The sequence below is a fragment of the Rhodoblastus sp. genome, assembly GCF_041915505.1.
Taxonomy (GTDB): domain Bacteria; phylum Pseudomonadota; class Alphaproteobacteria; order Rhizobiales; family Beijerinckiaceae; genus Rhodoblastus.
Genome location: NZ_JAYSBG010000012.1, coordinates 1 through 25,077, shown reverse-complemented (window position 1 = coordinate 25,077; position 25,077 = coordinate 1). Strand labels below are relative to the sequence as shown.

The 25,077-nt window shown below is 64.0% G+C and carries 28 protein-coding genes; 11 read left to right on the top strand and 17 right to left on the bottom strand.

The window, feature by feature from the left end:
- The 3 genes from cysG to ACE3S9_RS01990 form a co-directional block, all read right to left on the bottom strand.
- On the bottom strand, nucleotides 1–1,025 hold a 1,025-nt coding region (gene cysG, locus ACE3S9_RS02000; protein ID WP_374544753.1), incomplete at its 3' end, for a siroheme synthase CysG.
- A 12-nt stretch (nucleotides 1,026–1,037) separates the two neighbouring features.
- Nucleotides 1,038–2,051 carry a glycosyl transferase family protein gene (locus tag ACE3S9_RS01995; protein ID WP_374544752.1) on the bottom strand — a complete coding sequence of 338 codons (1,014 nt, stop codon included), beginning with the start codon at nucleotides 2,049–2,051 and terminating at the stop codon, nucleotides 1,038–1,040.
- Nucleotides 2,052–2,105: 54 nt separating this feature from the next.
- Nucleotides 2,106–2,906, bottom strand: coding sequence for a sulfite exporter TauE/SafE family protein (locus tag ACE3S9_RS01990; RefSeq protein ID WP_374544751.1), 801 nt, complete (start codon nucleotides 2,904–2,906; stop codon nucleotides 2,106–2,108).
- A gap of 334 nt (nucleotides 2,907–3,240) precedes the next feature.
- Here ACE3S9_RS01990 and ACE3S9_RS01985 point away from each other — a divergent pair, with 334 nt between their 5' ends.
- The 7 genes from ACE3S9_RS01985 (at nucleotide 3,241) to ACE3S9_RS01955 (ending at nucleotide 10,337) form a co-directional block, all read left to right on the top strand.
- Nucleotides 3,241–4,476, top strand: a complete 1,236-nt coding sequence (locus ACE3S9_RS01985) for an OmpP1/FadL family transporter (protein ID WP_374544750.1) — start codon at nucleotides 3,241–3,243, stop codon at nucleotides 4,474–4,476.
- Between the two features lie 161 nt (nucleotides 4,477–4,637).
- Nucleotides 4,638–5,102, top strand: a complete 465-nt coding sequence (locus tag ACE3S9_RS01980) for a HyaD/HybD family hydrogenase maturation endopeptidase (protein WP_374544749.1) — start codon at nucleotides 4,638–4,640, stop codon at nucleotides 5,100–5,102.
- A complete protein-coding gene (locus tag ACE3S9_RS01975; protein WP_374544748.1) occupies nucleotides 5,099–5,527 on the top strand; it encodes a hydrogenase expression/formation C-terminal domain-containing protein in 429 nt (142 codons plus the stop codon). The genes ACE3S9_RS01980 and ACE3S9_RS01975 overlap by 4 nt, the downstream gene beginning before the upstream one ends.
- Nucleotides 5,517–6,587, top strand: a complete 1,071-nt coding sequence (locus ACE3S9_RS01970; protein ID WP_374544747.1) for a hydrogenase small subunit — start codon at nucleotides 5,517–5,519, stop codon at nucleotides 6,585–6,587. Before ACE3S9_RS01975 ends, ACE3S9_RS01970 begins: the two co-directional genes overlap by 11 nt.
- Before the next feature lie 3 nt (nucleotides 6,588–6,590).
- Nucleotides 6,591–7,250, top strand: coding sequence for a hypothetical protein (locus tag ACE3S9_RS01965; protein WP_374544746.1), 660 nt, complete (start codon nucleotides 6,591–6,593; stop codon nucleotides 7,248–7,250).
- Entirely contained in the window at nucleotides 7,247–8,554 is a 1,308-nt protein-coding gene (locus tag ACE3S9_RS01960; RefSeq protein ID WP_374544745.1) for a (Fe-S)-binding protein, read from the top strand. Before ACE3S9_RS01965 ends, ACE3S9_RS01960 begins: the two co-directional genes overlap by 4 nt.
- 34 nt (nucleotides 8,555–8,588) lie before the next feature.
- The gene (locus ACE3S9_RS01955) at nucleotides 8,589–10,337 is read left to right on the top strand and encodes a nickel-dependent hydrogenase large subunit (RefSeq protein WP_374544744.1); all 1,749 of its coding nucleotides are present in this window, start codon (nucleotides 8,589–8,591) and stop codon (nucleotides 10,335–10,337) included.
- An 8-nt stretch (nucleotides 10,338–10,345) separates the two neighbouring features.
- On the opposite strand, the gene ACE3S9_RS01950 is transcribed toward ACE3S9_RS01955, so the two are convergent.
- The 14 genes from ACE3S9_RS01950 to ACE3S9_RS01885 form a co-directional block, all read right to left on the bottom strand.
- Nucleotides 10,346–10,660 carry a TusE/DsrC/DsvC family sulfur relay protein gene (locus tag ACE3S9_RS01950; protein ID WP_374544743.1) on the bottom strand — a complete coding sequence of 105 codons (315 nt, stop codon included), beginning with the start codon at nucleotides 10,658–10,660 and terminating at the stop codon, nucleotides 10,346–10,348.
- Between the two features lie 144 nt (nucleotides 10,661–10,804).
- Entirely contained in the window at nucleotides 10,805–11,119 is a 315-nt protein-coding gene (locus ACE3S9_RS01945; protein WP_374544742.1) for a hypothetical protein, read from the bottom strand.
- Nucleotides 11,106–12,176, bottom strand: a complete 1,071-nt coding sequence (locus tag ACE3S9_RS01940) for a YeeE/YedE family protein (protein WP_374544741.1) — start codon at nucleotides 12,174–12,176, stop codon at nucleotides 11,106–11,108. The genes ACE3S9_RS01945 and ACE3S9_RS01940 overlap by 14 nt, the downstream gene beginning before the upstream one ends.
- Nucleotides 12,176–12,646 (bottom strand): DsrE family protein, encoded by a 471-nt coding sequence (locus ACE3S9_RS01935; protein ID WP_374544740.1) that lies wholly within the window; start codon nucleotides 12,644–12,646, stop codon nucleotides 12,176–12,178. The genes ACE3S9_RS01940 and ACE3S9_RS01935 overlap by 1 nt, the downstream gene beginning before the upstream one ends.
- Before the next feature lie 27 nt (nucleotides 12,647–12,673).
- A complete protein-coding gene (gene soxB / locus ACE3S9_RS01930) occupies nucleotides 12,674–14,395 on the bottom strand; it encodes a thiosulfohydrolase SoxB (RefSeq protein WP_374544739.1) in 1,722 nt (573 codons plus the stop codon).
- A gap of 54 nt (nucleotides 14,396–14,449) precedes the next feature.
- A complete protein-coding gene (gene soxZ, locus ACE3S9_RS01925) occupies nucleotides 14,450–14,761 on the bottom strand; it encodes a thiosulfate oxidation carrier complex protein SoxZ (protein ID WP_374544738.1) in 312 nt (103 codons plus the stop codon).
- Between the two features lie 49 nt (nucleotides 14,762–14,810).
- Nucleotides 14,811–15,281: a thiosulfate oxidation carrier protein SoxY gene (soxY, locus tag ACE3S9_RS01920; RefSeq protein ID WP_374544737.1), complete on the bottom strand. Its 471-nt coding sequence runs from the start codon at nucleotides 15,279–15,281 to the stop codon at nucleotides 14,811–14,813.
- A 62-nt stretch (nucleotides 15,282–15,343) separates the two neighbouring features.
- A complete protein-coding gene (locus ACE3S9_RS01915; protein ID WP_374544736.1) occupies nucleotides 15,344–15,646 on the bottom strand; it encodes a hypothetical protein in 303 nt (100 codons plus the stop codon).
- Nucleotides 15,643–16,449 (bottom strand): sulfur oxidation c-type cytochrome SoxA, encoded by an 807-nt coding sequence (gene soxA / locus ACE3S9_RS01910; RefSeq protein ID WP_374544735.1) that lies wholly within the window; start codon nucleotides 16,447–16,449, stop codon nucleotides 15,643–15,645. The genes ACE3S9_RS01915 and soxA overlap by 4 nt, the downstream gene beginning before the upstream one ends.
- 119 nt (nucleotides 16,450–16,568) lie before the next feature.
- A complete protein-coding gene (locus ACE3S9_RS01905) occupies nucleotides 16,569–18,194 on the bottom strand; it encodes a c-type cytochrome (RefSeq protein ID WP_374544734.1) in 1,626 nt (541 codons plus the stop codon).
- A gap of 314 nt (nucleotides 18,195–18,508) precedes the next feature.
- Complete coding sequence (locus ACE3S9_RS01900; RefSeq protein WP_374544733.1) at nucleotides 18,509–19,132, bottom strand: response regulator transcription factor; 624 nt, start codon at nucleotides 19,130–19,132, stop codon at nucleotides 18,509–18,511.
- The gene (locus tag ACE3S9_RS01895; RefSeq protein WP_374544732.1) at nucleotides 19,125–20,876 is read right to left on the bottom strand and encodes a PhnD/SsuA/transferrin family substrate-binding protein; all 1,752 of its coding nucleotides are present in this window, start codon (nucleotides 20,874–20,876) and stop codon (nucleotides 19,125–19,127) included. The genes ACE3S9_RS01900 and ACE3S9_RS01895 overlap by 8 nt, the downstream gene beginning before the upstream one ends.
- Nucleotides 20,873–21,571 carry a DsbA family protein gene (locus ACE3S9_RS01890; protein ID WP_374544731.1) on the bottom strand — a complete coding sequence of 233 codons (699 nt, stop codon included), beginning with the start codon at nucleotides 21,569–21,571 and terminating at the stop codon, nucleotides 20,873–20,875. The genes ACE3S9_RS01895 and ACE3S9_RS01890 overlap by 4 nt, the downstream gene beginning before the upstream one ends.
- Nucleotides 21,572–21,598: 27 nt before the next feature.
- The gene (locus tag ACE3S9_RS01885) at nucleotides 21,599–22,180 is read right to left on the bottom strand and encodes a rhodanese-like domain-containing protein (RefSeq protein ID WP_374544730.1); all 582 of its coding nucleotides are present in this window, start codon (nucleotides 22,178–22,180) and stop codon (nucleotides 21,599–21,601) included.
- A gap of 213 nt (nucleotides 22,181–22,393) precedes the next feature.
- Between ACE3S9_RS01885 and ACE3S9_RS01880 the strand changes: the two genes are divergently transcribed.
- The 4 genes from ACE3S9_RS01880 to ACE3S9_RS01865 all read left to right on the top strand — a co-directional run.
- On the top strand, nucleotides 22,394–22,972 hold the full coding sequence (locus ACE3S9_RS01880; RefSeq protein WP_374544729.1) for a DUF302 domain-containing protein: 579 nt from the start codon (nucleotides 22,394–22,396) through the stop codon (nucleotides 22,970–22,972).
- 525 nt (nucleotides 22,973–23,497) lie between these two features.
- Nucleotides 23,498–23,854, top strand: coding sequence for a gamma-butyrobetaine hydroxylase-like domain-containing protein (locus ACE3S9_RS01875; protein ID WP_374544728.1), 357 nt, complete (start codon nucleotides 23,498–23,500; stop codon nucleotides 23,852–23,854).
- 218 nt (nucleotides 23,855–24,072) lie between these two features.
- A complete protein-coding gene (locus tag ACE3S9_RS01870; RefSeq protein ID WP_374544727.1) occupies nucleotides 24,073–24,279 on the top strand; it encodes a molybdopterin-binding protein in 207 nt (68 codons plus the stop codon).
- A gap of 670 nt (nucleotides 24,280–24,949) precedes the next feature.
- Nucleotides 24,950–25,077 (top strand): transposase (locus ACE3S9_RS01865; RefSeq protein ID WP_374544754.1); only part of this gene is annotated, 128 nt, incomplete at its 3' end.

Sequence of the window (25,077 nt, the reverse complement as noted above, 5' to 3'; positions counted from 1 at the left end):
GCGCAGCCGGCCGCGGCGGTCACGCCGGGGCAGACCTGGAAGGGAATGCGCTGCTCCGCGAGTTTTTCGATCTCCTCGCCGCCGCGCCCGAAAATGAACGGGTCGCCGCCCTTGAGCCGCAGCACGCGCCGGCCTTCCAGCGCCAGCTTGACCATCAGGTCGCCGATTTCGTCCTGCGGCAAGGCGTGGTTCGCGCGTTTCTTGCCGACGTAAATCCGCTCGGCGTCGCGGCGCACGCGATCCATGATGGCCGGGTCCACCAGCCGGTCGTAGAGCACGACATCGGCTTTATGCATCAGGCGGAAGGCGCGGAAGGTGAGTAGGTCGGGGTCGCCCGGCCCGGCGCCGACCAGATAGACCTCGCCGACCGGATGGTCGGAGGCGGCCGAGCCGTCGGGCCGGCATTCCGCGATCTCGCGATCGAGCGCGGCCTGAGCCGCCGTCTCGTCGCCGGCCAGCACCAGTTCGGCGATGGGGCCGTCATAGATGCGCTCCCAGAAGCGCAAGCGGGCCTGATGGCTGGTCAGTTTCTCGGCCAGAGCCGCGCGGCCTGCGCCGGCGAGCGCCGCGAGCCGGCCATAGGCGGCCGGAACCAGCGTTTCGAGCCGCGCCTTCAACATGCGGCCGAGCAAGGGCGCGTCGCCGCCGGTCGAGATCGCCACCACCAGCGGGCTGCGGTCGAGCACGGAGGGCGTGATGAAATCGCTCAGGCCGGGATGATCGGCGACATTGACCAGCGCTCCCGAGGCGCGGGCGCGGGCGATCAGGGCGTCATCCGGCGCCTCACCCGACTCGAAGGCGAAATAGACCAGCGCAAAGCCGAACAAAGCGTTGTGGTCGTCGAGATCGCCCAGCCGGCATTGGCCGCGCAAAGCCTCGATTTCGTCGCTCCAGTCTTTCGCGAACAGCCAGACCTCGGCGCCGGCGCGCGCGAGCGTCTCCACGCGCCGCGCGGCGAGCGCGCCGCCGCCGACGACCGCGGCGCGGCGACCGTTGACATTCAGGAAAATCGGCAGGCGATCCATGATGTCTCTCGTTCAGGCGGCGAGCAGGCGGCCCGGGTCGCGGCCGCGCCACAGATCCTCCGCCTGAGCCTGTGCGCCGTTCTGGTCCGGTGCGATGCGCATGACGCGCAAAACGATGGCCAAAGTGCCGACAATCGCCGCCTCGGCGTAATCGTCGCGCAACGAGCCCCGCCATACCGCGCGAAGACGCGAAATATCCATGGTCTCGTCGGGCAGTTGTCGCGGCTCTTCCATCAGCGGCGGCCAGCGTTCCTCGATCGCGACGCCGTCGATGACGGCTTGCGTTTCGCAGGGCTTTCCGGGACGGCGCTCGACCTCGCCGCCTTCGCCGCGAAACACGACCATATTCGGTTCGCCGAGCAGCAGCGCGGCGTCGCGATGGGTGCTCATGTAATTGGGGTGGAAAATTCCCTGCAACAGGCAGGGCGCCGCCATTGGATTGATCATCCGCGCCAACGTATGAATGGGCGAGCGCAGGCCGAGAATGGGCTTGAAACCCATCATGCGCGCGAGCGGTGGGCTGATCGCGCCGAGGTCCATATAGGCGAAATTGTTCTGCGCGATCTGGCGCCGCGCGGCGACGAAATCGCTGGCCGTCGGCAGGCCGAGCGCGGCGAGGACCTCGCCGGTGTAAAGCCGGCCGGCGGTATGGCCGTCGAAACCGTGCATGAATACGCGGCGGCCGGACTGGGCGAGGCAGAGCGCGGCGAGCAGATACCAGGGTAATTGCCGCTTCTTACCGGCATAGGACGACCAATCCACCTCGGCTAGCCCCTGTTCCGGCGGGAGCAAAGACTTGCGCACAGCTCGGACGAAGCCGGCGAGTTCGGTCGGGCCTTCCTCCTTCATCCGCAGCAGCATCAGGAAGGCGCCCAATTGTTCCGGCAATACGTCGCCCGCCAGAATCATCGCCATGGCCTCTTCCGCCTCTGCTTCGTCGAGCGAGCGCGAGAGATTCTTGCCGCGCCCGAGAATGGCGATGAAACGGGCGAAGGGATGCGGCGTGAAGGGAGTTGTCGAAAGCATGGCGATAATCCCGTTGAATCCTTTGCGCCCCGCGACGCGGCGATCGCGGAAACTTCAGACGTCCGTCAGATACAGAACGCCGCGATAGATCACGTAAAATCCGACCGTTGCGACGAGGACGGCGAAGACCTTGGTCAGGATCTGGCGACGGACGGCAAGCCGGCCCGCAAGCGCGCCGCCGAACACGCCGCCGACGATTCCGCCAGCGACCACGATCGCTGTGATTCGCCAATCGACCAGTCCGGACAAGGCGTAATTGCTCGCCGTCGCGAGGCCGAAAGCGGTGACCGAGACGAGAGAGGTGCCGATCGCCGCGATCATCGGCATATTGGTGGCGGCGAGAATGCCCGGAACCACGAGAAAGCCGCCGCCTATGCCGAAAAATCCGGCAAGAGCGCCGACGATCGATCCGATGCCGATCAAGGCGGGCAGGCTTTGCCTGGCATTGTCTCGCGTCAGTTGGAAATCATGGCCGCTTGGCATTGGACGCTTGAAAAACATTTGCGTCGCGACCGCCAGCATCAGCACGCCGAATAACAGAAGCAGCTTCTGGCCGTTGAAGAGCTTCCCCAGCGACGAGCCGACCAGGGCGCCGCAGGTTCCCGCCGCCGCGAAGACGAAGGCGCAGGGCCAGCGGACGCGGCCTGCCCGCGCATGGCCGAGGAGATTGGCGAGGGCGTTGACGGTGACCGCCGCGGCGCCTGTGCCGATGGCGACATGGGGGCTGGGAACGCCGACGAAATAATAGAGCAGCGGCGTCGCGAAGACGGAGCCGCCGCCGCCGATCAGGCCGAGCACGAAGCCGACGATGACGCCGGAAATCGCCGCGGCGCCGTCAGTGTAGGACAGGATCAAGCGTTCCGCTCCCCGAGGCGGTTTTTATATATTTAGAAAAACGAATATATGGAAAGACCGCGTTTCGGGTCAAGCGCTGCGACGCCTGGACGGATTTTTCTCGCGCAGCCTGCGATTGATAAGGGCCTGTTGCAAAAACACGACATTTTTGTACGAATTCATATGTCATGATGTGAAAATATAAAGCGCAACGAAGGCGAAAATCGCCCGGCGCAAAATTCTTGAAGGGGGAGGAGCAATAACCCAGATTTGGCGGCACATATTCGGCGCGGGCCTTTGTGGCGTCGCGCTGCTTGGCGGAGGCGCCGGAGCGCAGGCGACCGAAGGCTATTTCGTGGAAGGCGCAAGCGCACGCGAGCAGTCGCTCGCCGGCGCCGGTTCGGCCAATCCCTCCACCGCGATCTCGATCTCGGAAAACCCTGCGGGCCTCGTCGACATCGGCCGACAATTTACCGGCGACGTCTCGATCTTCATGCCCTGGCGCGGCTATGACGCCTCCGGGACCATGCTGACCGCGCCGGGCGGCGTCGACAGCTATCGCAACGCCTTCGTCATTCCGGCGCTCGGCTATTCGCAGCCGCTGACCGCCGATTCGGCCTTCGGCTTCGCCATGGTAGGCAATGGCGGCATGAACACGACCTTTTCGGGCGGGATCGCCAATCCGGCCTGCGGCATGTATGGCTTGCCGACGCAGGGCGTCTTCTGCGGCGGCCGCGCGGGCGTCGATCTCAATCAGGCGCTGATTTACGGCGGCTACGCCCAGCGTTTCGGCAATGTCTCGTTCGGCATCGCCCCGGTGATGTCCGTCCAGATCTTCTCGGCCTATGGTCTTGGGGCGTTCAGCGCGTTCGGCTTGTCTTCGAATCCGATGTATGTGACGGATCACTCGCCCGCCTATTCCGTGGGCGGCGGATTGCGCGCCGGCATGCTTTATCATGTCGCGCCGGATCTCTCGCTTTCGGTGCAAGGATCGACGCCTATCTGGAGCACGAAGTTCCAGAATTATAGCGGCCTGTTCGCGGGCGGCGGCAGTTTCGACATTCCCGCGACGATCGGCGGCGGCGTTTCCTACAAGATCATGCCGACCCTCGCCATGATGGTCGATTACAAGCATATTTTCTATTCGCTGTCGCCGGCGATCGGCAATGCGATGTCCCCGATCTACCCGGGGACGATGGGCGCTCCGAACGGCCCTGGCTTCGGCTGGAGGGATGTCGATATCATCGCCGTCGGTTTTGAATGGAACTATTCCGATCGCCTGACCCTGCGCACGGGCTATTCCTACAGCACCCAGCCCGTGACGGCGCAGAACGTCATGTTCAATATCCTGGCGCCGGGCGTCGTCACGAGCCATATCGGCGCCGGCTTCGGCTATGCGGTCAATCAGAATTCGTCGGTCGATTTCTCGCTGCTCTATTCGCCGCGCGTTCATGTGTCCGGTCAGGAATATCTTCCGGGCTTCGGCTACAATCCTTACTCGAATATCAGCATCTGGCTCGAGGAGCTCGAAGTCACATTGGGCTACACCTATCGCTGGGATAGGCCGCCGGTCGTCGTCGCGAAATATTGATCCGAATGCAATGCGCTCGCATTCGCGGGGCCGCCGAGGACCGGCCCCGCGTTTTTTGGCGATCGTCGGGCGCGTTCGCCATGAGCGATTTAATCCAGGTCAAGGCGGATGCGGGGACAATTTATATATGATAATATCACGATGTTATAGGGCGAATTTCGATGACGCCTCCAGTGCTCGTTCTCGGAATCGGCAATCTCCTGATGCGGGACGACGGTGCGGGCGTGCACGCCGCGCACGGCTTCGCGCTGTCCGCCGGGGAGGGCGTGCGCGTTCTTGACGGCGGAACCTTGGGGCTCTCGCTCTTGCCGGAAGTCGAAGCCTGCGGCGCGCTGATCGTGTTCGACGCTGCTCTGTTCGGGGCGGAGCCGGGCGAGGTTCGCACTTTCGCGGGCGCCGACATGGACGCCCAACTCTCAGGCGTGAAGCGCACCGCGCATGAGGTCGCCTTGTCCGATCTTTTGGCGGCGGCGGAACTGCTTGGCCGCAAGCCGGAGCGCAGGGCCTTGATCGGCGTCCAGCCCGAAACGGTCGAATGGGGGCTCGAGCCGACGCCGGCCGTCGCCTCGGCGCTTCCCGCCATGCGCCGCGCGGCGCGCGAACTGGTCGAGAGGTGGGGGCCGTGAGTTCGTCTTGCGCGCCGGTAAATCTGGATCGAGAGCCGGCCGGCGGCTTTGTCGACGCGCTGCTTCGAGAAGTCCTCGCCCATCTGATCCATTTCGCTCAGACGGGCGAGGCGGCGGCCATCGATCTCGGCGGCCTGCCGATATCGGGGCGCGACCGCGAGGCTTTGGACGAGGCGCTGGGGCGCGGCGAGGCCGGCGCGACGCTTGACGTGCTGGGCCGTTCGGAAATCTGGGAAACGCGCTATTCCGGCGTCTGGCGGGTGCGCCATTTCGGAGACGCGACCATCGTCGCGGACCTGATCGAAATCACGGCCTGCCCGAAAATATTATTCGCCGACCGGCGCGACGCGGATGGCGCGGCGCGGCGCCTGGCGGATGCGCTCGAACGGAAATGCGCGATCGTGGAGACGTCGCATGAAACCTGACGATAATCTCGCCTCCGAATTGGAGCGACGCGGCGTGTCGCGGCGCGCCTTCCTGAAATTTGCAACCTATGCGGCCTCGCTCATGGCCTTGCCGCCTTCGGCGGCCGAGGCCCTGGCCGAGGGGCTGGCGGCGGCGCGCAGGCAGTCGGTGATCTGGCTGTCGTTCCAGGAATGCACCGGCTGCACCGAATCGATCACGCGTTCGCACGCGCCGACGCTGGAAAACCTGATCTTCGATTTCATCTCGCTCGACTATCACCATACGCTGATGGCGGTGTCGGGCGAGGCGGCGGAAGAGGCGCGGCTGCAGGCCATGGCCGCGAACAAGGGCAAATATATCGTCGTCGTCGACGGCTCCGTGCCGCTGGACAATCCCGGCTATTCGATGATCGCGGGCGTCAGCAACAGGCAGATGCTGGAAGACACATTGAAGGACGCCTATGCTGTGATCGCGGTCGGCACTTGCGCCAGTTTCGGGGGCATTCCGGCGGCGAAGCCCAATCCGACCGGCGCCGTTCCGATTTCAGCGCTCACAAGCGGGAAGCCGCTCATCAATATTTCCGGCTGTCCGCCGATCCCGGAGGCGATGACCGGCGTGATCTCCTACGTGCTCTCCTTCGGAAAATTGCCGGAACTCGATCATCTTGGCCGCCCCAAAGCCTTCTTCGGCGAGACCATCCACGACCGCTGCTATCGGCGCCCGTTCTACGATCGTGGCCTGTTCGCGGAAGGTTTCGACGATGCGGGCGCGCGCCAGGGCTATTGCCTCTACAAGGTCGGCTGCAAGGGACCGGTGACTTATAACGCCTGCGCCACGCTGAAGTGGAATGGCGGCGTCTCCTTCCCGATCCAGTCGGGCCATGGCTGCCTCGGCTGTTCCGAGCCGAATTTCTGGGATCAGGGCGGCTTCTACCGGCCCTTGCCGACGCCGCTCGGCGCCATGGGGCCGATTCTGGCCGGCGCGGCCGTCGCGGGCGCGGCGTTGGGCGTCGGAGCCGCGCTTTCGGCGCGCAACCATCAGCAGGCCTATCTCGCCGCGCGTGAAAAAGAGAAGGAGTGAGCCATGGAGCTGCTCGCATTCGCAAGGGGACCGGCCCTGACCGTCTCGCTGGCGATTTTCGTCGCGGGGCTTCTGTGGCGGCTGGTCGGCGTGCTGGCGTTGCCGCCCTGGCGCGATTTTTCGCCGCCGCGCGAGGGCGCGCCGCCGAACTGGCTGGCGGCGCTCCAGGCGATCTTCGGCAAGATGATCCCGCACAGGACCTTCCTCAGGGCGGGGCCGTTCACGACCGTCAATGGCTATGTCTTCCACATCGGCCTCGCGATCTGCGTCTTCGCCTTCGGGCCGCATATCCTGTTCATCAAGAGCCTGTTCGGCGTCGGTTGGCCGAACTTGCCGAGCGGGGTGGTCGTCGCGGTCGGCGCCCTGACCGCCGCCTCGCTGCTGGCGGCGCTGGCCTATCGCCTGACCAATCCTGTCCTCAAGCTGATCTCCCGGACCAATGATTACGTCAGCTGGCTGATGACCTTCCTGCCCGTCGTCACCGGGCTTGCGGCGGTGACCCATTTCGGCGCCCGCTACGAGACGCTGCTGGCGCTGCATATTCTGAGCGTCTGCGCTTTCCTGGTCTGGTTCCCGTTCGGCAAGCTGATGCACGCCTTCCTGTTCGTCCTGTCGCGCGGCGCGACGGGCGTTCGCTTCCGGCACAGAGGAGCGCAGATATGACCGCCAAGACGACAGCCTCCGGCGTCGCCTATGACGCGCAGGGCGATCGGAGCGATTCCCAGCGGCGCGACGCTGCGATGCAGGCGTTCGTGCGCGATTTCGCGCGCACCGCCGCGATCCATATGGAATCCTGCCTGCGCTGCGGCATGTGCGCCAATGCGTGCCAGTTCTATGTGACGACCGGCGATCCGAAATATACGCCGATCAACAAGCTGAAACCGTTCGAACAGGCCTATCACCGCCACGTCGGGCCCTTTGCGCCGCTTTACCGGCTGTTCGGGATCAAGTCGAACGTCTCGCTCGACATGCTGCAGGAATGGGAATCGCTGATCTACGACGCCTGCAGCCTCTGCGGCCGCTGCACGCTCGCCTGTCCGATGGGCATCGACATCGCGGAACTGATCAAGGAGGCGCGGCACGGGATGTACAAGGCGGGCCTCGTTCCAGATCGCCTGGAGTTGATGGATCGCACGGCCAAAGCGTGGGGAAGCCCGGCGACGCCGTCCGACGATTTCGCCGACATCATCCGCGAGGCCGGCGAAGAGAACGGCGTGCCGGTCAATGTCGATCTTCCCAAAGCGGATTATGTCGTCACCACGGCGCCGGCGGAGCTGACCGAACACACCAAGGCGCTGACAGACATCGCCAAAATTCTCAACAAGATCGGCGCGAGCTGGACCTATAGCAGCGAGGGATTCGAGGCGTCGAACATCGGCTATCTCAACGGCGATCTCGATCTCCAGGAAAAGATGACGCGCAAGATGATCGACAATGCCATTGCGATCGGCGCGCATACCCTCATCCTGCCCGAATGCGGCCACGCCTATGGCGCCGCGCGCTGGGAGGCGGCGCGCTGGTATGGCCGCGAAATCCCGCTGCGCATCATCCACATGACCGAATTTCTCGGCGAGCTGGTCGAGACCGGCAAGATCAGGCTGCAGAAGATCGGCGAGACGACCTCCTTCCACGATCCCTGCCAACTCGGGCGGCGCGGCGGCGTCACCGAGGCCCCGCGCGCTGTGCTGAAGGCGCTCGGGCTGGAATTGAAGGAATTCGAGGATCATGGCGCGCTCGGCTGGTGTTGCGGCGGCGGCGGCGGCGTGGTGTCGAATGTCCGCGCCGATCCGCTGCGCTTCAAGGCGTTCGAGATCAAGAAGAAACAGGTCGAGGACGCCAATGCGCAGCATTTCGTCACGGCCTGCGGCCAATGTCGCATCACGCTGGCGCTTGGGGCCAAGCACGCCAAATGGGACCAGAAGGTCGAAAGCCTGCTGGAGCTGGTGGCGGATCATCTCGAAGACTGAATTTTGACCGGATGATGAGATCGAGGAAAATGCGATGAGCAAACGCGTCGTCGTGGACCCCATCACGCGAATTGAGGGCCACCTGCGGATCGAGGCCGAACTGGGCGATGGCAACATCATCAGACAGGCCTATTCCTCCGGCACCATGGTGCGCGGAATCGAGCTGATCCTGAAAGACCGTGATCCGCGCGAGGCCTGGGCTTTCGCGCAGCGCATCTGCGGCGTCTGCACTCTGGTGCATGGCATCGCCTCGGTGCGCGCGGTCGAGAATGCGCTTGGCTACGACATTCCCGTCAATGCCCAACTGATCAGAAACCTGATGATCGGCGCGCAATATGTGCATGATCATGTCATGCATTTCTATCACCTGCATGCGCTCGACTGGGTCGACGTGGTTTCGGCGCTGAAGGCCGATCCCAAGGCGACCTCCGAACTCGCGCAAAGCATTTCGTCCTATCCGAAATCCAGTCCTGGCTATTTCGCGGAGGCGCAGAGCCGCTTGCGGAAATTCGTCGACAGCGGACAGCTCGGCATTTTCGCCAATGGCTTCTGGGGCAATCCCGGCTACAAGCTGCCGCCCGAGGCCAATCTGCTCGGCGTCGCGCATTATCTCGAAGCGCTCAACTGGCAGCGCGAGGTCGTGCAGATCCACACGATCTTCGGCGGCAAGAATCCGCATCCGAATTTCCTCGTCGGCGGCTCGCCGTCGCCGATCAGCGCCGGGCCGGGCGAGGCCGGCGACGGCGCCGCTTCGACGGCGGTGAATATCGTCACGCTCAACCAGGTCCGCGCCATCATCAAGTCGATGCGCGATTTCGTCGATCAGGTCTATCTGCCCGACACGCTGGCCATCGCCAGTTTCTACAAGGACTGGTTCGCGCGCGGCGAGGGCCTCGGCAATTTCATGACCTATGGCGACTTCCCCGCCGACGGCCTCGCCAATAGCGGCAAGAAGCTCATTCCCTCGGGCGTGATCCTCGGCCGCGACCTTAATCGCATCGAGCCAGTCGACCTCAACGATCCTGAGCAGGTGCAGGAATTTGCCGCTCATAGCTGGTACGATTACAGCGCCGGCAAGAATGCGGGCCTCCATCCCTATGCCGGCGAGACCAATCTGGCCTATAGCGGCCCGCAGCCGCCGTTCGAATTGCTGGACGTCGAGAAATCCTATTCATGGCTGAAGTCGCCGCGCTGGCGCGGCAAGGCCGTCGAGGTCGGGCCGTTGGCGCGCGTGCTGATGCTTTATGCGAAAGGGCACGAACAGACCCGTGAACTGGCCGGCATGGCGCTGAAAAAACTCGACCTGCCGCTGACCGCGATGTTCTCGACCCTGGGCCGCACGGCGGCGCGCGCGCTGGAGACGAAGATCATCGCCGACCAGATGGACGGCTGGCTCGACTCCCTGATGACGAACATCCGCGCGGGCGATCTTTCTGTGCACAACAACAGGATGTGGGATCCGGCGACCTGGCCGCGCGAGGCGAAGGGCGTCGGCGCGATGGAGGCGCCGCGCGGCGCGCTGGCGCATTGGGTCGTCATCAAGGGCGGCAAGATCGACAATTACCAGGCGGTGGTGCCCAGCACCTGGAACGCCGGCCCGCGCGACGCGACGGGTCAGACGGGCGCCTATGAGGCGGCGCTGATGGATCGCCACACGCTCGCCGATCCGAAACAGCCGCTCGAAATCCAACGCACCATCCATTCCTTCGATCCCTGCATCGCCTGCGCGGTGCATGTGACCGATTCGGATGGCGAGGAGGCGATCCGTTTCGAGGTGACCTGATCCGCTGTTCAGCCCGTGCTCCAGGCGCGCGGGCGCTTCATGCCGGCCAGCTTGCAGGCCTGCCCGACATAGCCATAGGGGAAGAGTTCGAACAGCCGGTTGCGGCCGGCGCCGCGCGTCTCGCTCAGATGGCGGATGACGAAACGGGCGTCGGGCGCGACCTGATGCTCCTCCTGGAAGGCGCGCATGAATCGCAGCGTCACCCAGTGATCCTCCGTCAGGTCGACGCCCAGCTCCCGGGCCTTTTCGATGGCCCAGCCTTCGGTCCAGTCCGCCGGTTCGAAGAGATAGCCTTCGGCGTCCGTCTGTGGCGCGTTGTTCATGTCAAGCCTCCCGATCCGCGCAGAATTCCACAGCAGCGGCCGCCGGTAAATCGTCGTGACGCCGACAAAGGTTCGCAATCGTGAGCCTCTTTGCGCTGGCGCAAAATCGGCCGCGAAGGTCGATCCTTGCGCGCCGCGCGGCTCTCATTTGAACTTGTAGTAATCGTGGTTGAGCGCGGCGACCACCGGGTCGATCTCGTCGGGCATGATTTGCGCGCCCACCATGGCGACGCAGCGCTCGACCTGGCGTCTCAAGCCGTCGAGCGACTTCACCTTGGCGTCTGCGCGGGTGTAGAGCTTCGCCGGGTCGCCGCCCGGCGCCTTGGCCTGATGGCAGGCGCCGTTGCAGCCGTTCTCCGCCATGAGCTTGCGGCCGAGAGCGACGGCGTCGTCCTCGCCGGCAAGCGCGGGGCCGGAGCCGACGAGCAGGGCGAGCAGCAGGAAATTACGCGACCACATGTCCGAGCCCCCACAGCTTTTTCTGATCGACCAGACGATCGGTGAGCACCGCGCCGATCCACATGGACCACAGCACGATCCAGGCGGTGACTGCGAAGACCGAGGCGCCGGAAACGCCGGCGCCGACCGCGCAGCCGCCCGCCAATATGCCGCCGAAACCCATCAGGCTTCCACCGGCAATATAACGCCTCATGCTTTCGCCGTCATGGAATCCTTCGAGCTTCAGATCGCCGCTGAAGGCCGCCGCGAGGAACGAGCCGACGAAGACGCCGGGGATCAGGGCAAGGTCGAAACTCGGCGGCGTTCCCGGCGGCGAAAGAGCGTACATGAGAACATCAGCCGAGGGCGAGGTGAAGCTCAAGGAATGGACCGAGGTCGGCTCGAATGAGTTGATCGACATGGCGTAATTGAAGGCCCAGGCGGCGGCGACCGTGGCGCCCACGCCAGCGGCGGCCAGCCAGGTCGAGGGCCGCAGCCTGCGCCGCACGGCGATGAAAACGCCGAGCGCCAGCCAGAGCGCGCCGAACAGGAGCGCGCCGGAATGGCCCATGTGGAACATCGCGATCATGTCCCGCGATGACGCGTCGATCGTCCACAAGTCGTCGATCGCCGCGCGCAGCGGCGACAGTCCGCCGTCGCGCGACATTTGCGCGATCACGGCGAAAACCAGTCCCGACAGGAGCGCGCGCAGATTGCCGGTGGCCGAGAGCACGAGCATGCGGCTGCCGCAGGCGCGGGTCAGCGCCATGCCGCAGCCGAACAGCAAGCCGCCGACGATCGCGCCGGAGAGGCTTCCGCGATTGTTGAGTTGGCGCACGGTTCCAGTGTCGAAGAGACCGAGCAGGATCAGCGCCTGGGTGGCGATCAGCGCGGAGGAGAAGACGAAAAGCCAGATCGCCAGCCGCTCGCCCAATTGCCCATGCGCGACCTCAAGCGTCGCGGCGCGCAGGCAGAATCGCGACCTTTGCGCCAGCGCGCCGAAAACGACGCCGATCGCCGCGCCGCCGATGGCGAGCGCGTTCCTGTCGCCGACAAGATCGATGAATTGGTCGAGCATCACGGCTTGATATAGGCGAAATGGTCCCGGAACTGGAGTTGGGTGAGCCGGACGACGCCCGAGGGCGTGAAATCCGCCTCCATGACGAATTGATCCTTGGTCAAGTTGCGCCGTTTCATGGTGATTTGGCAAATTTCGAAGGTCACGCCCCGCGCCTTGAGATCGGAGATCAGCGGCCCATAGGCGACATTGCTTTTTGGATCGCGCGCGCCGTCGAACAGGAAGTCGACGCCATCGCCATGGGCCACGACGACGATCCTGGTCTTCGGCGCCACATCCATCTGGTTTCGCATGTTGCGAAGCGCCTTCAGCGCTTGAACGGCCGCGTCATCGATATGATAGACGACCTTGTCCGGTTCCGCCTCCGCCTGGGCTGCGGCCGGCGCCGCGCCGCCCACCGCCGGCTTGTCCTGTGCGAAGACGGGCGTCACGCACAACAATATCAATACGAACGCCCAGATCCTACGCATGCTCGCCTCCATGGCTGAAACGGCAAGTCAGCCGGCGAGGCCGAGATTGCCGTCGACATTCTTCAATCGGGGCAGGTTGAGTTTCGGCGCGGGAATCGTCTTCTGAGCGCGCAGATGACGCGCAACGAGTTCCCAGATCGGCTCGCCGCCCGCGTCGCGCGCGGCTTCCGAAACGGGAGCCCAGCCCGCGACCTTGTATGTCTTCTCAGCCTCCACCGGCTTGCCGTTCAACATCATGTCGCCGATCCGGTTGCCGATAGTCGCGGTCGGGTCGCAGGAATAGGTCATGCCGCCGACGCGCACCATGTCGCCGCCCTGCTGGTAATAGGGATCGGCGTTGAAGAGATTGTCGCAGACGTCTTCGAGGATTTCCTTGATCATGGCCCCCTTCATCGGCGTCAGCGTCACGAAAGGATAGGTGATCGCCGTCTGGTCGAGGACATTCTCCATGGTGATCGCTTCGCCGGGCAAGATCGTCGTGCCCCAGCGGAATCCAGGTGAAAAGGCGATTTCGGCGTCCTTCTCGGCGATCAGGGCGTCGAGGATCAACTGATCGAAACTGCCGTTGAAATTGCCCCTCCGGTACAAAAGTCCCTCGCTGACGGCGAGCTTCTCGTCGAGCTTGCTTGCGAAGGGCGCGCGGGATTTGGCGATCAGCGCATCCATGTCCGAGTCCGGCGCCAGAAGGTTCGAAAAGACAGGCAGCAGCCGATAGCGGAAATCGGACACCCGTCCGTCCCTGACGTCGAAATCGAGGACGCCGACGAATTTTCCATTCGATCCGGCGTTGGTGACCAGCGTCTTGCCGCCGCCGTTCTCGACAATGCTCGGAGCCGGCATTCCGTCATGCGTGTGTCCGCCCAGGATGGCGTCGACGCCGCGCACGCGGGAGGCCATTTTCAGATCGACATCCATGCCGTTGTGAGAGAGGACGACAACAACCTTCGCGCCTTCCGCGCGGGCGGCGTCGACGGTCTTCTGCATATTGTCTTCCTGGATGCCGAAGGTCCAGTCGGCGACCATGTAACGGGGATTGGCGATGGGCGTATAGGGAAAGGCCTGGCCGATCACCGCTACCTTGACGCCGTTGACCGCGCGGATGACGTAAGGCTTGAAGACCGGATCGCCGAAATCGGTCGTCTTGACGTTCTGCGCGACGATGTCGATATGGCCGGCGAAATCCTTTTCCGCGATCTCCTTCACGCGGTCCTGGCCATAGGTGCATTCCCAATGCAGGGTCATGGCGTCGACGCCGAGCAACTTCGCCGCGTCGACCATGTCCTGGCCCTTGGTCCACATCGCCGCGCCGGAGCCCTGCCAGGTGTCGCCGCCGTCGAGCAGCAGGGCGCCCGGACGCGTCGCGCGCAGCCGCTTCACCAGCGTCGCCATATGGGCGAAGCCGCCGACGCGCCCGTAAAGGGCCGCGTAGCGCTCGAAGTCCAGAAAAGTGCAGGCGTGAGCGAGGCGCGCGCCCGGCTTTATGCCGAACTGTTTGAGGAAGGCCTCGCCGACGAGATGCGGCGGCCGGTTCGCCATCGAGCCGACGCCGATATTGACATTGGGCTCGCGGAAATAGATCGGCCTCAGCTGGGCGTGGCAGTCGGTGATGTGCAGGAGCGGCACATTGCCGAAGGCCGGCGCGTCGTAAAGCGCTTCGGCGGCGTCGTCGGCCCGCGCCGGATCGAGCGGCAACGCCATGCCCGCCACGCTGGCGGTCGAGAGAAGATGCAGGAATTCGCGGCGGTTCATGAGGCTTTCCGATTTGAGGGTTGACGGGCGATCCCCGCGCCGCCCGATCCAGTCTCAGCTTACGGTCGTTTCGTCGGAGCGGGTGTCGCCCGAGCTGTCCGTCCAAGAGACGGAAACCTTGTCGCCCGGCTGGCCGCCCTTGACCTTGAAACCGAGGTAGGGATTTTTCGCCACGGCCTGTCCCCACTGCGCCTGCAGCACCACCTTGTCGTTGAGCTTGGCGGTGACCTCTGTGATGAACAGGGCCGGAATGAGCACGCCGGACGCATCCTTGCGCAGGCCGGTCTCCATCACATGGTTCATCAGCACTTTCACTTCAGTGACGCCGTCCTTGCTGGCGGCGCGGATCTTCATCGGATTGCCCATCAGGTTTCTCCTCTCATTCGCATTTTCGTTGTCGGGCGTCTTTGCAGCCTCAGCCGCCGCAGCCGCCGAGCGTCACCTTGATTTCTTTGGACGCCGTGTAGAATTTGCCGTCGGCCTTCACCAGCGCCACGACATTGGAGGTCTGGGCCATTTTCAGGCGCGTGCTGATCTCGGGAATCGTATCCGGGCCGAGATCGAATTGCGCGGTAAGCATGGTCGGGTTCTTTTCGACCAGAAACGAAATCTGGGTGGTGTTGGGGATCTTGCTGATCGCCTCGACCGGCACCACGGCGCCATTCTCCGCGATGTCCGAGGCGATGACCTGGACATCGGCGCTGACGGTCGGCGATTCGACCCCCAGCGTCTTGAAAACGTCAGCCATGGTCTTGGATTCGAAGGCGGGCTTGTTCCAGGCCGCATAGGCCATGCGCGGCAGGAAGGTCACGGCGGAGACGGCGAGACCCAACAGGCCCGTCTGGCGGAGAAAGCGCCTGCGGCTGGCTTGGTGTTCAAAGATCATGATTTTCTCCCGGCTATTGTCAAAATCTGCATCGGTTGGGGCGCTGGCCCCCTGGGGTTGTTTCAGCGGAACACGGCGTTCCGCCATACTGTCTTCTGCTCATTGGCCTGTTCGATCGAAAGGCGCGCCATGGCGAGCGCCTCATCGGCGGCGGCTTTCGCCTGGTCCCATTTGCCTGCCGCAATGGCTTTTTTCGCGTCGGCCAGCGCCGATTCCGTCGTCGTCCAGGCCGCCTTGGCCGCGATCGCCTCCGCTTCGGCTGCTGCGGCGGCGGCGACCGCCGCTTCGGCCTCGGCTTGCGTCGCCGCGAAGGCGGGCAGGGTCAGCAGGGCGAAGCCCGCCGCCAGAAAAAATGAACGCATCATGGGCGCGCTCCAGGACCGGCGATCGGGACGCCGTTGCTCATATAGGAGAGGAAATATTCGAGATTGCGATAATCCTCGTCGTCCGCCTTCAACGGCAGGGCGCGCGTCTGCGACGAGCAAGTCGAGATGCGGCGGATCGATGTGCCCATGCTGCCCCAGTCGGAGCGATAGATCGGCATGGCCGCCAGAATGCCCAGCGCCGGCGCGAGAATGTCGCCGCGCAGCCGCTGGCCCGCTGGCGACATATGGCAGGAGGCGCAGGAGACGCCGAGCTGCCCCTTGCGGGAATAGAAAAATTCCTTGCCGCTCTCGTAAGCTGCGAGAGCGCGCGGATCGTCCGGAATGACGATCGCGAAGGGCTTGCCGCGGGAGGATTCCGACATGACCGCCGACAGCGCCGCCATGGTTCCCGTCATCGGGTCAAGCGGCTTTTCGCCATTCTCGACCCGGCAGCGGTTGATCGCGCCTTCCAGCGTTTCGACCTGGCCGGTTCCGGCGATGAAGCGGGGATAGGTCTGCCGGATTCCGACACCCTTGTTGTCGAAACAATCGGCATAATGCTTGCCGTTGGCGAAGGGTTTCTCCCACTCGGCGCGGCCTTCGTCGAGCGCAATCTCATAAGGAGGAAATTCCATGATTTCCTTCCATTGCTTGCGCATTTCGGCGTTGACCGCATAGGGGCCGTTGGCAAAGTCCTCGACCGGCGTCTTCGGAAATTTGGCGAAGAAATAGGCTTGAAGCGCTTTGCGATCTGTTTCCGGGTCGATCTTGTCGGCGGCTTTGGCCGGCGCCGCCGCCAACATCAGGACGCAAGCGATATTGCGAACAAGCGCAAACCGTGCGCGCGGCGGAGCATCGCGGTCCGCCCTTTTAGCGCCCTTGAGGCGAAGTTTGATGTTTGAATGACGATAATCCATGTCGATCACAGCGTGTAGAGGAAGTCGATGATCTGCTCGATCTCGGTCCGGCTCAGGACGTGATTGCGGCCCAGCGACGGCATTGGCGCAATCGGATTGCGCATCGATTCATCGGTCAGAATCTCGACCAGATCGCCGCGAATGGGGAAACGCCGTTTCATGTCGACCAATTCGCGGCCGACATTGCTCGGCGCGTCGCCGCCCTTCAGCGTATGGCACGCAAGGCAATTGCCCTTGGCGCGATCGAGCGCCAACTCCTGGCCGGCCTTGACGCTCGCCGCCAGCGTCGGCGAGGGCCGCTCGGGAATATAGTCGAGCGGTTTCCCCGCGATCACGCCGCGCATGGCGGCGACGTCGGCCGCGGAAACCGGCGTCGCCGTATTGCCCCAGCTGTTGCGGACGAAGGTGAGAATGTCGGCCACGGCGATGTCGTCCAGCCTGGACAGCTCAGGCATGGACGGATGCGTCTTGTCCGCCGGCGTTTTCGCCATGGCGCCGCCGGCGAGCGTGATCTGGATCAGCGAGCTGGGGTCCTGGGTCGTCACCGCCGAATTGCCTGCTAAAGCGGGGAAGAGCCGTGGGGTTCCCTGGCCGTTCAGGCGATGGCAGGGCGCGCATTGCGCGACATAGCCGAGCGCTCCGGGACTGCGGTCCGCGCTGTCATATAATTTCGCGGTGGTCGTATCCTCCGCCTTGGGCGCGGCGGCGGCATGGCCGGGGCGGGGCGCGCGGCTGACGAGAAAAGCGGCGATGGCCGATGCGTCGGTTTCGCTGAAATGCTGCGCGCTATGCTGCACGACATCGGCCATGCTGCCGAACGCCGCCGTTCGCGCGTTGCGGCCGGTCTTGAGAAAATCGGCGATTTCCTGCTGCGACCAGTTCCCCAACCCGACATCCTCGTGGCGCAGGCTCTTGGCGTACCACCCTTCAAGCGCCGAACCGGACAGGAACGCGCCGTCAGGCCCATCCTTGAGAGCCACCTCCTGGAAGGCTGCGCCGCGCGGCGTATGACAGGCGCCGCAATGCCCCGCGCCCTCGACGAGATAGGCGCCGCGAACAACCTCCGGCGTCGCGCCTTCCGGCGGCGCGAAGCGGCTGTGGCCGCCAAACAGCATTTGCCACCACGCCAGCGGCCACCGCATGTTTTGTGGCCACGGAATCGTCGAGGGCTGATTCGGCTGCGATACCGGCTGAACCGCCGAAGCGAAAAAGGAGTAAAGCGCCTGGACGTCGCCATCGGTCAGCACGGAATAGGAAATATAAGGCATCGCCGGATAGAGCGGCGAACCGTCCTTGCGAACGCCATGACGGACCGCGCGTTCGAAATCCGCGAAATCATATCCGCCGATCCCCGTGTCCTTGTCCGGCGTGATATTGGTCGAATAGATCACGCCGATCGGCGTCTGCATGGCGAGGCCGCCGGCGAAAGGCTTGCCCCCTTTGGCGGTATGACACGCCACGCAATCCGAGGCTTCCGCGACGGACCGTCCCTGTTCGATCAGGGCGGGATCGGCCGCGTTCGCATGAACGTTCTGCCGCGGCGCGAACCAGATCGGCGCCACATAGGCGCCGCCGACGGCGACAACGAGCCCGATGGCCGCGACGGCGGCGCCGAGCTTCAGAAATTTCATGACCGACACGGCGTCCCCCGTGAGCCCAGGGCCGCAAAGAGAACGGTCGAAGCCGGCGCCGGTCTGCGGTCGCACGGAAAAGCGAAGGCGCTCAGGCGCCGCTTGGCCAAGGCCATCATTCCTCCCTTGAACGCGTCGCTGTTTTTAACGACGCGGACGAAAAATGGCGTCCGGGGAATGTTTCCTCGCGATGCGCCGGCTTCGATCCGCGCCTGCCGGTTTGCCGGCGTGAACGCTGTTCTTCTTTAAGCAAATCTTGGCGGCGACGCAGCCGCATGCCTATCCGGGACGACGCCGGGGATGACTGGGGGTTTTCACCCAGCCGCCGATTCTTCAGCTTCCGTCGCCCAGGCGATCAGTTGCGCCACCGAGGCCACGCCGGCCTTGGTCATGATATTGTGACGGTGATTTTCCACCGTCTTGGCTGAAATATCCAGAGCTGCGGCAATAGACTTGCTGGTCTTTCCGCCAATCACCAGGCGCAGCACATCGCGCTCGCGTTCGGTCAGACCGCCGAGCCGCCGTTCGAGGCTGGCGCGGCTGGCGCGCCGCCGCAATTCTTCGGCGCTGGCGGCGAGCGCCTCGCCGATGCGGTCGAGCAGCATCTGATCGTCGAAGGGCTTTTCCAGAAAATCCACGGCGCCGTGGCGGATGGCGCGCACCGCCTTGGGAATGTCGCCATGGCCGGAAACAAAGATGATGCGCGCCGGCGAATCCCGGTCCGTCAATTCGCGCTGCAACTCCAGTCCGCTCAAGCCCTGCAGGCGCACGTCGAGCACCAGACAGGCGGGTTGGCTTTCATCGATCCTCCGCAGCAATTCGGCGGCTGATTCGCAGGCGCAGGACGCATAGCCGACCGAGCCGACAAGAAAGCCGATGGCGTCGCGCAAGGAGGGGTCGTCGTCGACGATATAGACCATGCCTTGGGCTTCAGACATGGGCGGTCTCTGCGATAATGGGCAGATAGAAACGGAAGGTCGCGCCGTCAGGCGCGTCCTCGTCCGCGCTCAGCCGGCCGCCGTGGGCTTCGACGATCGAGCGGCTCAGGGACAGGCCTAGTCCCAGTCCGCCGGGCTTGGTGGTGAAAAAGGCCTCGAACAGTTTTGCGCGCGCCGCTCCGGTAAGGCCAGGGCCATTATCGCTGACCGAGGCGACAATGGTCGCGCCTTCCCGCGCCACCGCGAGGCGCACTTTTTTTTCCGCCTGGCCATCCACCGCCTCCAATGCGTTCTGCAAGAGATTGAGCGTCACCTCCTCCAATTGCAGGCGGTCGGCTCGCACCGGCGGCAGTTCGTCGGGCAGATCGGTCTCCACCGTCAGATCGCGCGCGGCGGCCGAAGGCTCGAACAGCGCCAGCGCGTCGCGGAACATGGAAGCCGGTTCGAGCGGGATCTGCCGCGCCGGATTTTTCTGCACGAATTCGCGCATGCGCCGGACGATGTCGCCGGCGCGTTCGGCCTGTACCGCGATGCGGCCGATGGCTTCGCGGACGGCGGCGCTGTCTTCGCCGCGCGCAAGACGTCGCTCGCAGCCGCGCGCATAGGTCAGGATCGCCGCCAGCGGCTGGTTGATCTCATGGGCGAGCGAGGAAGCCATTTCGCCCATCAGGGACAAGCGCATGGCGTGCTCCATCTTCGCATCCTTGAGGCGGGCGATTTCATGCGCTTCCTCCAGTTCGCGGGTGCGGCGGCGCACCAATTGCGAAACGCGGGCGACATGGACGATCCACCACAGGGCCGCCGTGCCGAGCAGCGCCAGCGCGAAGCGCTGCCGCCAGGCCAGATCGGCAAGGCCAAGCCGGGTGAAGGGCGCGTAGGGGCCGACCTGAAGCGTGCGGTAGAGGTCCTCCACCGGGCCGTAATCTTCCGGCGCGTTCCATATCTTTTCGCCCGTTCCAGGCTGCAGGGCGAGAAGGGCGCGGGCCACCTCCTCGCCGAGCCGCGCCGGGGTCTGCGCCAAGCGGGCGAAGGCCCAGCCGGGATAGAGCCGGGTCGAGGCAGCGCAGGGCGTCGGCGGATCGGTCCTGCGTCCAAGAACCCTGAATTCGGCCGCTGACGTCTTGCCCTCGGCGATCCATTTCTCCAGCAGGCAGGTGCGCACGATTCCGGCGTCCGCGTGTCCGGCGCGCAGGAGGTCGAACACGCCGTCGGCCGGAAAACCGGAAAAGACCGGAACGAAACCGTCAGGCTCGACGCCGCGCTCGAGCAATTCGCGCGTCGCGGCGCGAAAGCCGAAGGCGTCCTGCGCGACCGCGGCGATTTTCAGTCCGCGCAGATCGCTCAGCTTCTGGAGATCACCGCGCCGGTCGAGCGCGACAATGGCGGCGCCCACCGCCTCCGAGGAGGAATAGCCGTCCAGGCTCTGTTCCGTCGCCAGCGCCGTTACCGAATAATCGATCTTCAGTTCGAGATAATGGCCGGGATTCGTGATGATGAAATCGAGGCGGTGGTCCGCCACCGCGGCGGTGAGAAAGGCCTTGGCGCCTGGGACGAGAATGAAGCGATAGGCGGGCAGCGCCTTGTTCAACTGCATCAATGTCGCCGCCCAGTCGGTTTCCGCCTCCTCGGCGCCGAGATAGGCGAGGACGCCGACGCGGATCTCCACAGGCTCCGCCGCTGGCGCCGGGCCGGTGCGCAGCAGCAGCGCCGCGACAATCAGGCAGAGGCGGGCGAGGGCCTTCATTTCGTCGCGTCCGGGCACGCAAGGCCGCCGCAGCGTCCGAGCGACCGGACGAAGCCCTCGACCGTCTCCGGGCCGGGCCATCCGATGAAGGCGTAGCCGCCCAGCACGAAAGCCGGCGTCTGCCGCAGGCCCAGCGCGATGGCGCGGTTAACCTGGGCGTCGAGGACCGCCTGCGTCTCGGGCCGCGTGGCCTGAGCCTTGAGCCGGGCGGGGGCGAGCGCCAATGTTTCGGCGAGCGCCAGCGCCTTGTCGGCGCCCACCCGCCCCGGCGTCTCGAACAGCCTGCTGTGAAGACGCAACGCCGCCGCGTCGCCGAACAGATTTTTGGCGGCGAGCACAACCGAAGCGGCATTGGCCGAGCCGACGCCCAGAACCGGGTGTTGCAGGAGGCCGAGCCTCATACCGGATTCCGGGCCGAGCAGCAAATCCAGCTCCTGGGAGGCCAGTCGGCAGAAGGGACAGGCGTAATCGGAAAAGACATAGAGAATGGGGGCGTCCTTCGCCGCGCCCGCCGCGATCACTCCCGGCAGGTCGTCCGGGGCAAGCGCGGGCGCGATGGCGAAGTTGCGTATCACTGCGCCTTCGGGCGTCGCTACCGGGAAGGCGCGCGCGATTTCCGCCCGCGCCTCGGGGGCGTCGAACAAAGCGCTCGCGACAACGGCGAGCGCGGCCCTGCGGGTCACGCCAGACGACACGGCCTCTCCTCGCGCAGGATGCGCGGCTCAGCGAATATAGGCCTGGCCTTCGGTGATCTTGTAGGTCCAGGGCAGGTCGGCGTTCTTCCAGCCGTTGACGTCGCGACGGCCGTTGGAGCCTATATCGCCCTCGAAACCGTCGACCACAGAATAGACTCTGGTGAAGCCCGCTTCCTGCAGCAGATTGGCGCCGCGCGACGAGCGGTCGCCGGAGCGGCAGATCAGGATGATCGGATCGTTCTTGCCGAGGTTCATCCTGGTCGCGAGGGCCGAGACGGCGCCGACGAAATCCGAATTGGGCGACATGGCGTAGCGGTTGTTCTTCTTGTCCCAACTCGTCGGGTCGTCGATCTCCATATAGGGGATGTTCTGATCGGTGAGGGTCGTCGTGCCGAGGAACTGGAACTCGCCCTTGGTGCGGATGTCGATCAACATCACCTTGGCGCCGCCGTCGGATTTCATCTTGAACGCCTCGGGCGCCGAAAGATAAAGGCCGAGCTTGCTTTGCTTGGCTTCGGGCAGTTTCGTCACGTCGACAGGCTGGTAATTTCCGGCGAAAGCCGGGGTGAGTAACAGAGCCAGAGTCAGGCCGAGAATGGCGGTTTTCACGTTATTTCCTCCCAGATACGGGCGCTTTTTGGATTGTTGCGGCTTGCTCCCTCTTCGGGCGCCGGTCTTGGCTCTTGCGCCGTCCATGGCGGAGAGCGCGCCGATCATAGCCGAGGGGTTAAATATTGCAATATTGCGATTTTTGAATGTAGATTTGCTCTCGAGGGCGGGCAAAAGCGCAACCAAGGCCAAGACGCCGTCGGGGAGGAAATCTTGGCATTCATCCGGAACGCGCTGGCTTTGGTCGGGCTGCTGGCTCTCGCCGGCGGCCTCGCTCTCTTCATCAAGGCGCGGGCCGTGCTGGCCGATCTCGACCCCGGCGCCGGCGAAACCTACGCCGCCATGACGAAAATCCTGATCCAGACCGGCAATCCCGCCGAGGCGACCGTCTGGAAGGCGCAGGTCAAGCAGGGTTTGAGCTTCGACGATGTCGATCAGGCGATTCGCTCGCTTGCGGCCGGCATGAACCTCAAGGATGTGGGAGCGCTGCCGCTCGGCGATCAGGTTGGCGCCATGCAGGGGAAGCCGTGGCGCAGGCTGAAAATCTACCTCTATTGCAACCCGCTGACCGCAGCGCACATGATCGATTATTCAGAGGCTTTCGCAGCCTATCTCCCTTGCCGCATCGCCTTGCTTGAGGACGGCTCCGGCAGATTGTGGATCTATACGCTGAACATGGATCTGCTGATCCATGGCGGCAAGACGCTGCCGCCCGAACTGAAAGCGGAGGCCCTGCAGGTGAGGGCGATCATGCGCAAAGTGCTCGAGGAGGGCGCCGAAGGCGCGTTCTGAAGGCGCGCCCATGGGCGTCAGCGCTCGGTCGCGGAGGAAGGCTGAAACGCGACAAGCGTCTCCGACGCAACGCACGCTTTGTCGATCGGTTGGCCGCCGCCTTAGCGTGCGGCGGCGCGACGACGAGCTAAGACGCGTCCAGCTTAAGCGTACGCGCGAAGGCGATAGCGTATATCTGGATTGTTTGGGGAAAGACGGCAGCGCTCCTCCTCTAGCGCTAACTTACTGAGTTATTTACACTTTTTATCTCAAAGCCTTACGCGTCCGCGCGTAGCCGCGCCAGCGTGGCACTTCCTTGCCGATGTACCACGTCCATGTGCGACCGCCATAATGCAAGGTTAGCAACCGTGGGCGCGGTCACTCGCCTAAGGATGTCCAGGAGTCATGAGAACGACTTCATCATGGCGACCAAGATCGACCGCATGTTCGAACGGACGGCCAAAGGCTGAGCGACAGCGAGCCTCTTGGCGCAAACGAAAAAACGATGTGAATTCTGCGGCGCAAGGGCCGCTTGGGAGAAAAGCGATGAACGACGCGCATTGGCCGAGCGAGTTGAGGCTTGCCGAACAGGGCAAGGTCCTGAACGTCACTTTCGAATCCGGTGAAGCTTATGCTCTCACCGCTGAATACCTGCGCGTAACCAGTCCTAGCGCTGAAGTGCAGGGTCATTCCCCTGACGAAAGGAAGACCGTCGGCGGAAAACGGAATGTGGCGATCCTGGCGATGGAGCCGGTCGGCAATTACGCGGTGATCCTCGAATTCGACGACAAACACGCCAGCGGAATTTACACTTGGGACTATCTCCACCGGCTCGGAGCTGAGCACGATTTCATCTGGACGGGCTATCTCGACGAACTCGCCCGGAAGGGCCTTGCGCGATAAGCGGGCGGGGTCGGATGTCGACGGTTCCAAGCGCCGCCAGCGATGGGTGGGAGTTGACCTGAGACCCCTTGTCCCTCCGGTTTAGGGGAGAGTCCTGGGGCCGCATGTTGGCGGATGCAGGGTTATGCGATTGGATGTTTCGCATTGAACGGCTTGGTGTAAGCTCGCCGCGTTGTCGCCGTTGGATCGGCGGCGCCGAATGAGAATGGATTGCCACCATGAAAATCTCCGCCAGAAATGCGCTTCCCGGGAAAATCGTCGAAATCAAGACGGGGGCGACGACCGCGCATGTCAGCATCGACGTCAGTGGGACGATCGTGATGGCTTCGATCACGAACGAAGCCGTTGACGAACTGGCTCTCAAAGTTGGTGAGAGCGTCCACGCGGTGATCAAATCGTCGGATGTGATGATCTCCGCTCCCTGATTGGCCGCGGAACGACAAAAAAAGCCCGCCCCCAATTCGGGCGGGCTTTTTCATTCCCCGACTTGCGTGGGGGCTGATTGATCTCGGACGCTGGTGACGGCCTCGCGATTTTTTGAGGCCCAACCGAGTTCAATGGTGTGACATCCCCAGCGCCGCGCAATGCATTTCGCTGCGGAGGCACTCTAATCGTCGCCCGCTTCGACCGACGCGCCGTCGCGAAGCCGGATTGAGCCTCCTGCACAACTGTTTTCTGCGGTCAAGGACGGCTTGGCTTACTGTGCTAAAGGGTTTGCGGGCACAAGGGGCGCGGCTAGGCTCAAGCGCCTTGATCGACTGTCGCCAGCTGTGTATCACTTAACTGTCTCCAGCGTCTGCGACGTCAAGGATTCCGGGCGTTTCGGCGGCTCCGAATCTCAGCTGGGTATCCTCCCGCTCCAGCCAGATACGTGAATCCGGCGATCGTGCGATAGGTCGGATGTCGAACGGGGGCGAAGCCGATTATTCTGCCTAATCATGCCGTCACGGATTCGGACGAGGTCAACCCAGGTTCAGCCTGCCCCAATTGAGTTTTGCGACCGCAGGCGCGAGGGTTTCAACAACGAAGCCGTCTCCGTATTTGCGCCCCTCGCTTTTTCCTGCATGGCCAGTCAGCGCGTCATGAACCTCCTCGTTGACGCGTCGGCGTTTTGAACTGACCGATCGGGAATGGTCGATCATTGGACCTCTGCTGCCGAACAAGCCGCGTGGTGTGCCGCGGGTTGACGACCGACGGGTGATCAACGGCATTCTTTGGCGGTT

What these genes read in the sequence shown, in the direction of transcription:
- ACE3S9_RS01995 (WP_374544752.1), bottom strand. Translation starts at nt 2,051, where the DNA reads ATGCTTTCGACAACTCCCTTCACGCCGCATCCCTTCGCCCGTTTCATC.
- ACE3S9_RS01980 (WP_374544749.1), top strand. Translation starts at nt 4,638, where the DNA reads ATGACGCCTCCAGTGCTCGTTCTCGGAATCGGCAATCTCCTGATGCGG.
- ACE3S9_RS01970 (WP_374544747.1), top strand. Translation starts at nt 5,517, where the DNA reads ATGAAACCTGACGATAATCTCGCCTCCGAATTGGAGCGACGCGGCGTG.
- ACE3S9_RS01965 (WP_374544746.1), top strand. Translation starts at nt 6,591, where the DNA reads ATGGAGCTGCTCGCATTCGCAAGGGGACCGGCCCTGACCGTCTCGCTG.
- ACE3S9_RS01960 (WP_374544745.1), top strand. Translation starts at nt 7,247, where the DNA reads ATGACCGCCAAGACGACAGCCTCCGGCGTCGCCTATGACGCGCAGGGC.
- ACE3S9_RS01955 (WP_374544744.1), top strand. Translation starts at nt 8,589, where the DNA reads ATGAGCAAACGCGTCGTCGTGGACCCCATCACGCGAATTGAGGGCCAC.
- ACE3S9_RS01950 (WP_374544743.1), bottom strand. Translation starts at nt 10,660, where the DNA reads ATGAACAACGCGCCACAGACGGACGCCGAAGGCTATCTCTTCGAACCG.
- ACE3S9_RS01945 (WP_374544742.1), bottom strand. Translation starts at nt 11,119, where the DNA reads ATGTGGTCGCGTAATTTCCTGCTGCTCGCCCTGCTCGTCGGCTCCGGC.
- ACE3S9_RS01940 (WP_374544741.1), bottom strand. Translation starts at nt 12,176, where the DNA reads ATGCTCGACCAATTCATCGATCTTGTCGGCGACAGGAACGCGCTCGCC.
- ACE3S9_RS01935 (WP_374544740.1), bottom strand. Translation starts at nt 12,646, where the DNA reads ATGCGTAGGATCTGGGCGTTCGTATTGATATTGTTGTGCGTGACGCCC.
- soxB (WP_374544739.1), bottom strand. Translation starts at nt 14,395, where the DNA reads ATGAACCGCCGCGAATTCCTGCATCTTCTCTCGACCGCCAGCGTGGCG.
- soxZ (WP_374544738.1), bottom strand. Translation starts at nt 14,761, where the DNA reads ATGGGCAATCCGATGAAGATCCGCGCCGCCAGCAAGGACGGCGTCACT.
- soxY (WP_374544737.1), bottom strand. Translation starts at nt 15,281, where the DNA reads ATGATCTTTGAACACCAAGCCAGCCGCAGGCGCTTTCTCCGCCAGACG.
- ACE3S9_RS01915 (WP_374544736.1), bottom strand. Translation starts at nt 15,646, where the DNA reads ATGATGCGTTCATTTTTTCTGGCGGCGGGCTTCGCCCTGCTGACCCTG.
- soxA (WP_374544735.1), bottom strand. Translation starts at nt 16,449, where the DNA reads ATGTTGGCGGCGGCGCCGGCCAAAGCCGCCGACAAGATCGACCCGGAA.
- ACE3S9_RS01905 (WP_374544734.1), bottom strand. Translation starts at nt 18,194, where the DNA reads ATGAAATTTCTGAAGCTCGGCGCCGCCGTCGCGGCCATCGGGCTCGTT.
- ACE3S9_RS01900 (WP_374544733.1), bottom strand. Translation starts at nt 19,132, where the DNA reads ATGTCTGAAGCCCAAGGCATGGTCTATATCGTCGACGACGACCCCTCC.
- ACE3S9_RS01895 (WP_374544732.1), bottom strand. Translation starts at nt 20,876, where the DNA reads ATGAAGGCCCTCGCCCGCCTCTGCCTGATTGTCGCGGCGCTGCTGCTG.
- ACE3S9_RS01875 (WP_374544728.1), top strand. Translation starts at nt 23,498, where the DNA reads ATGAACGACGCGCATTGGCCGAGCGAGTTGAGGCTTGCCGAACAGGGC.
- ACE3S9_RS01870 (WP_374544727.1), top strand. Translation starts at nt 24,073, where the DNA reads ATGAAAATCTCCGCCAGAAATGCGCTTCCCGGGAAAATCGTCGAAATC.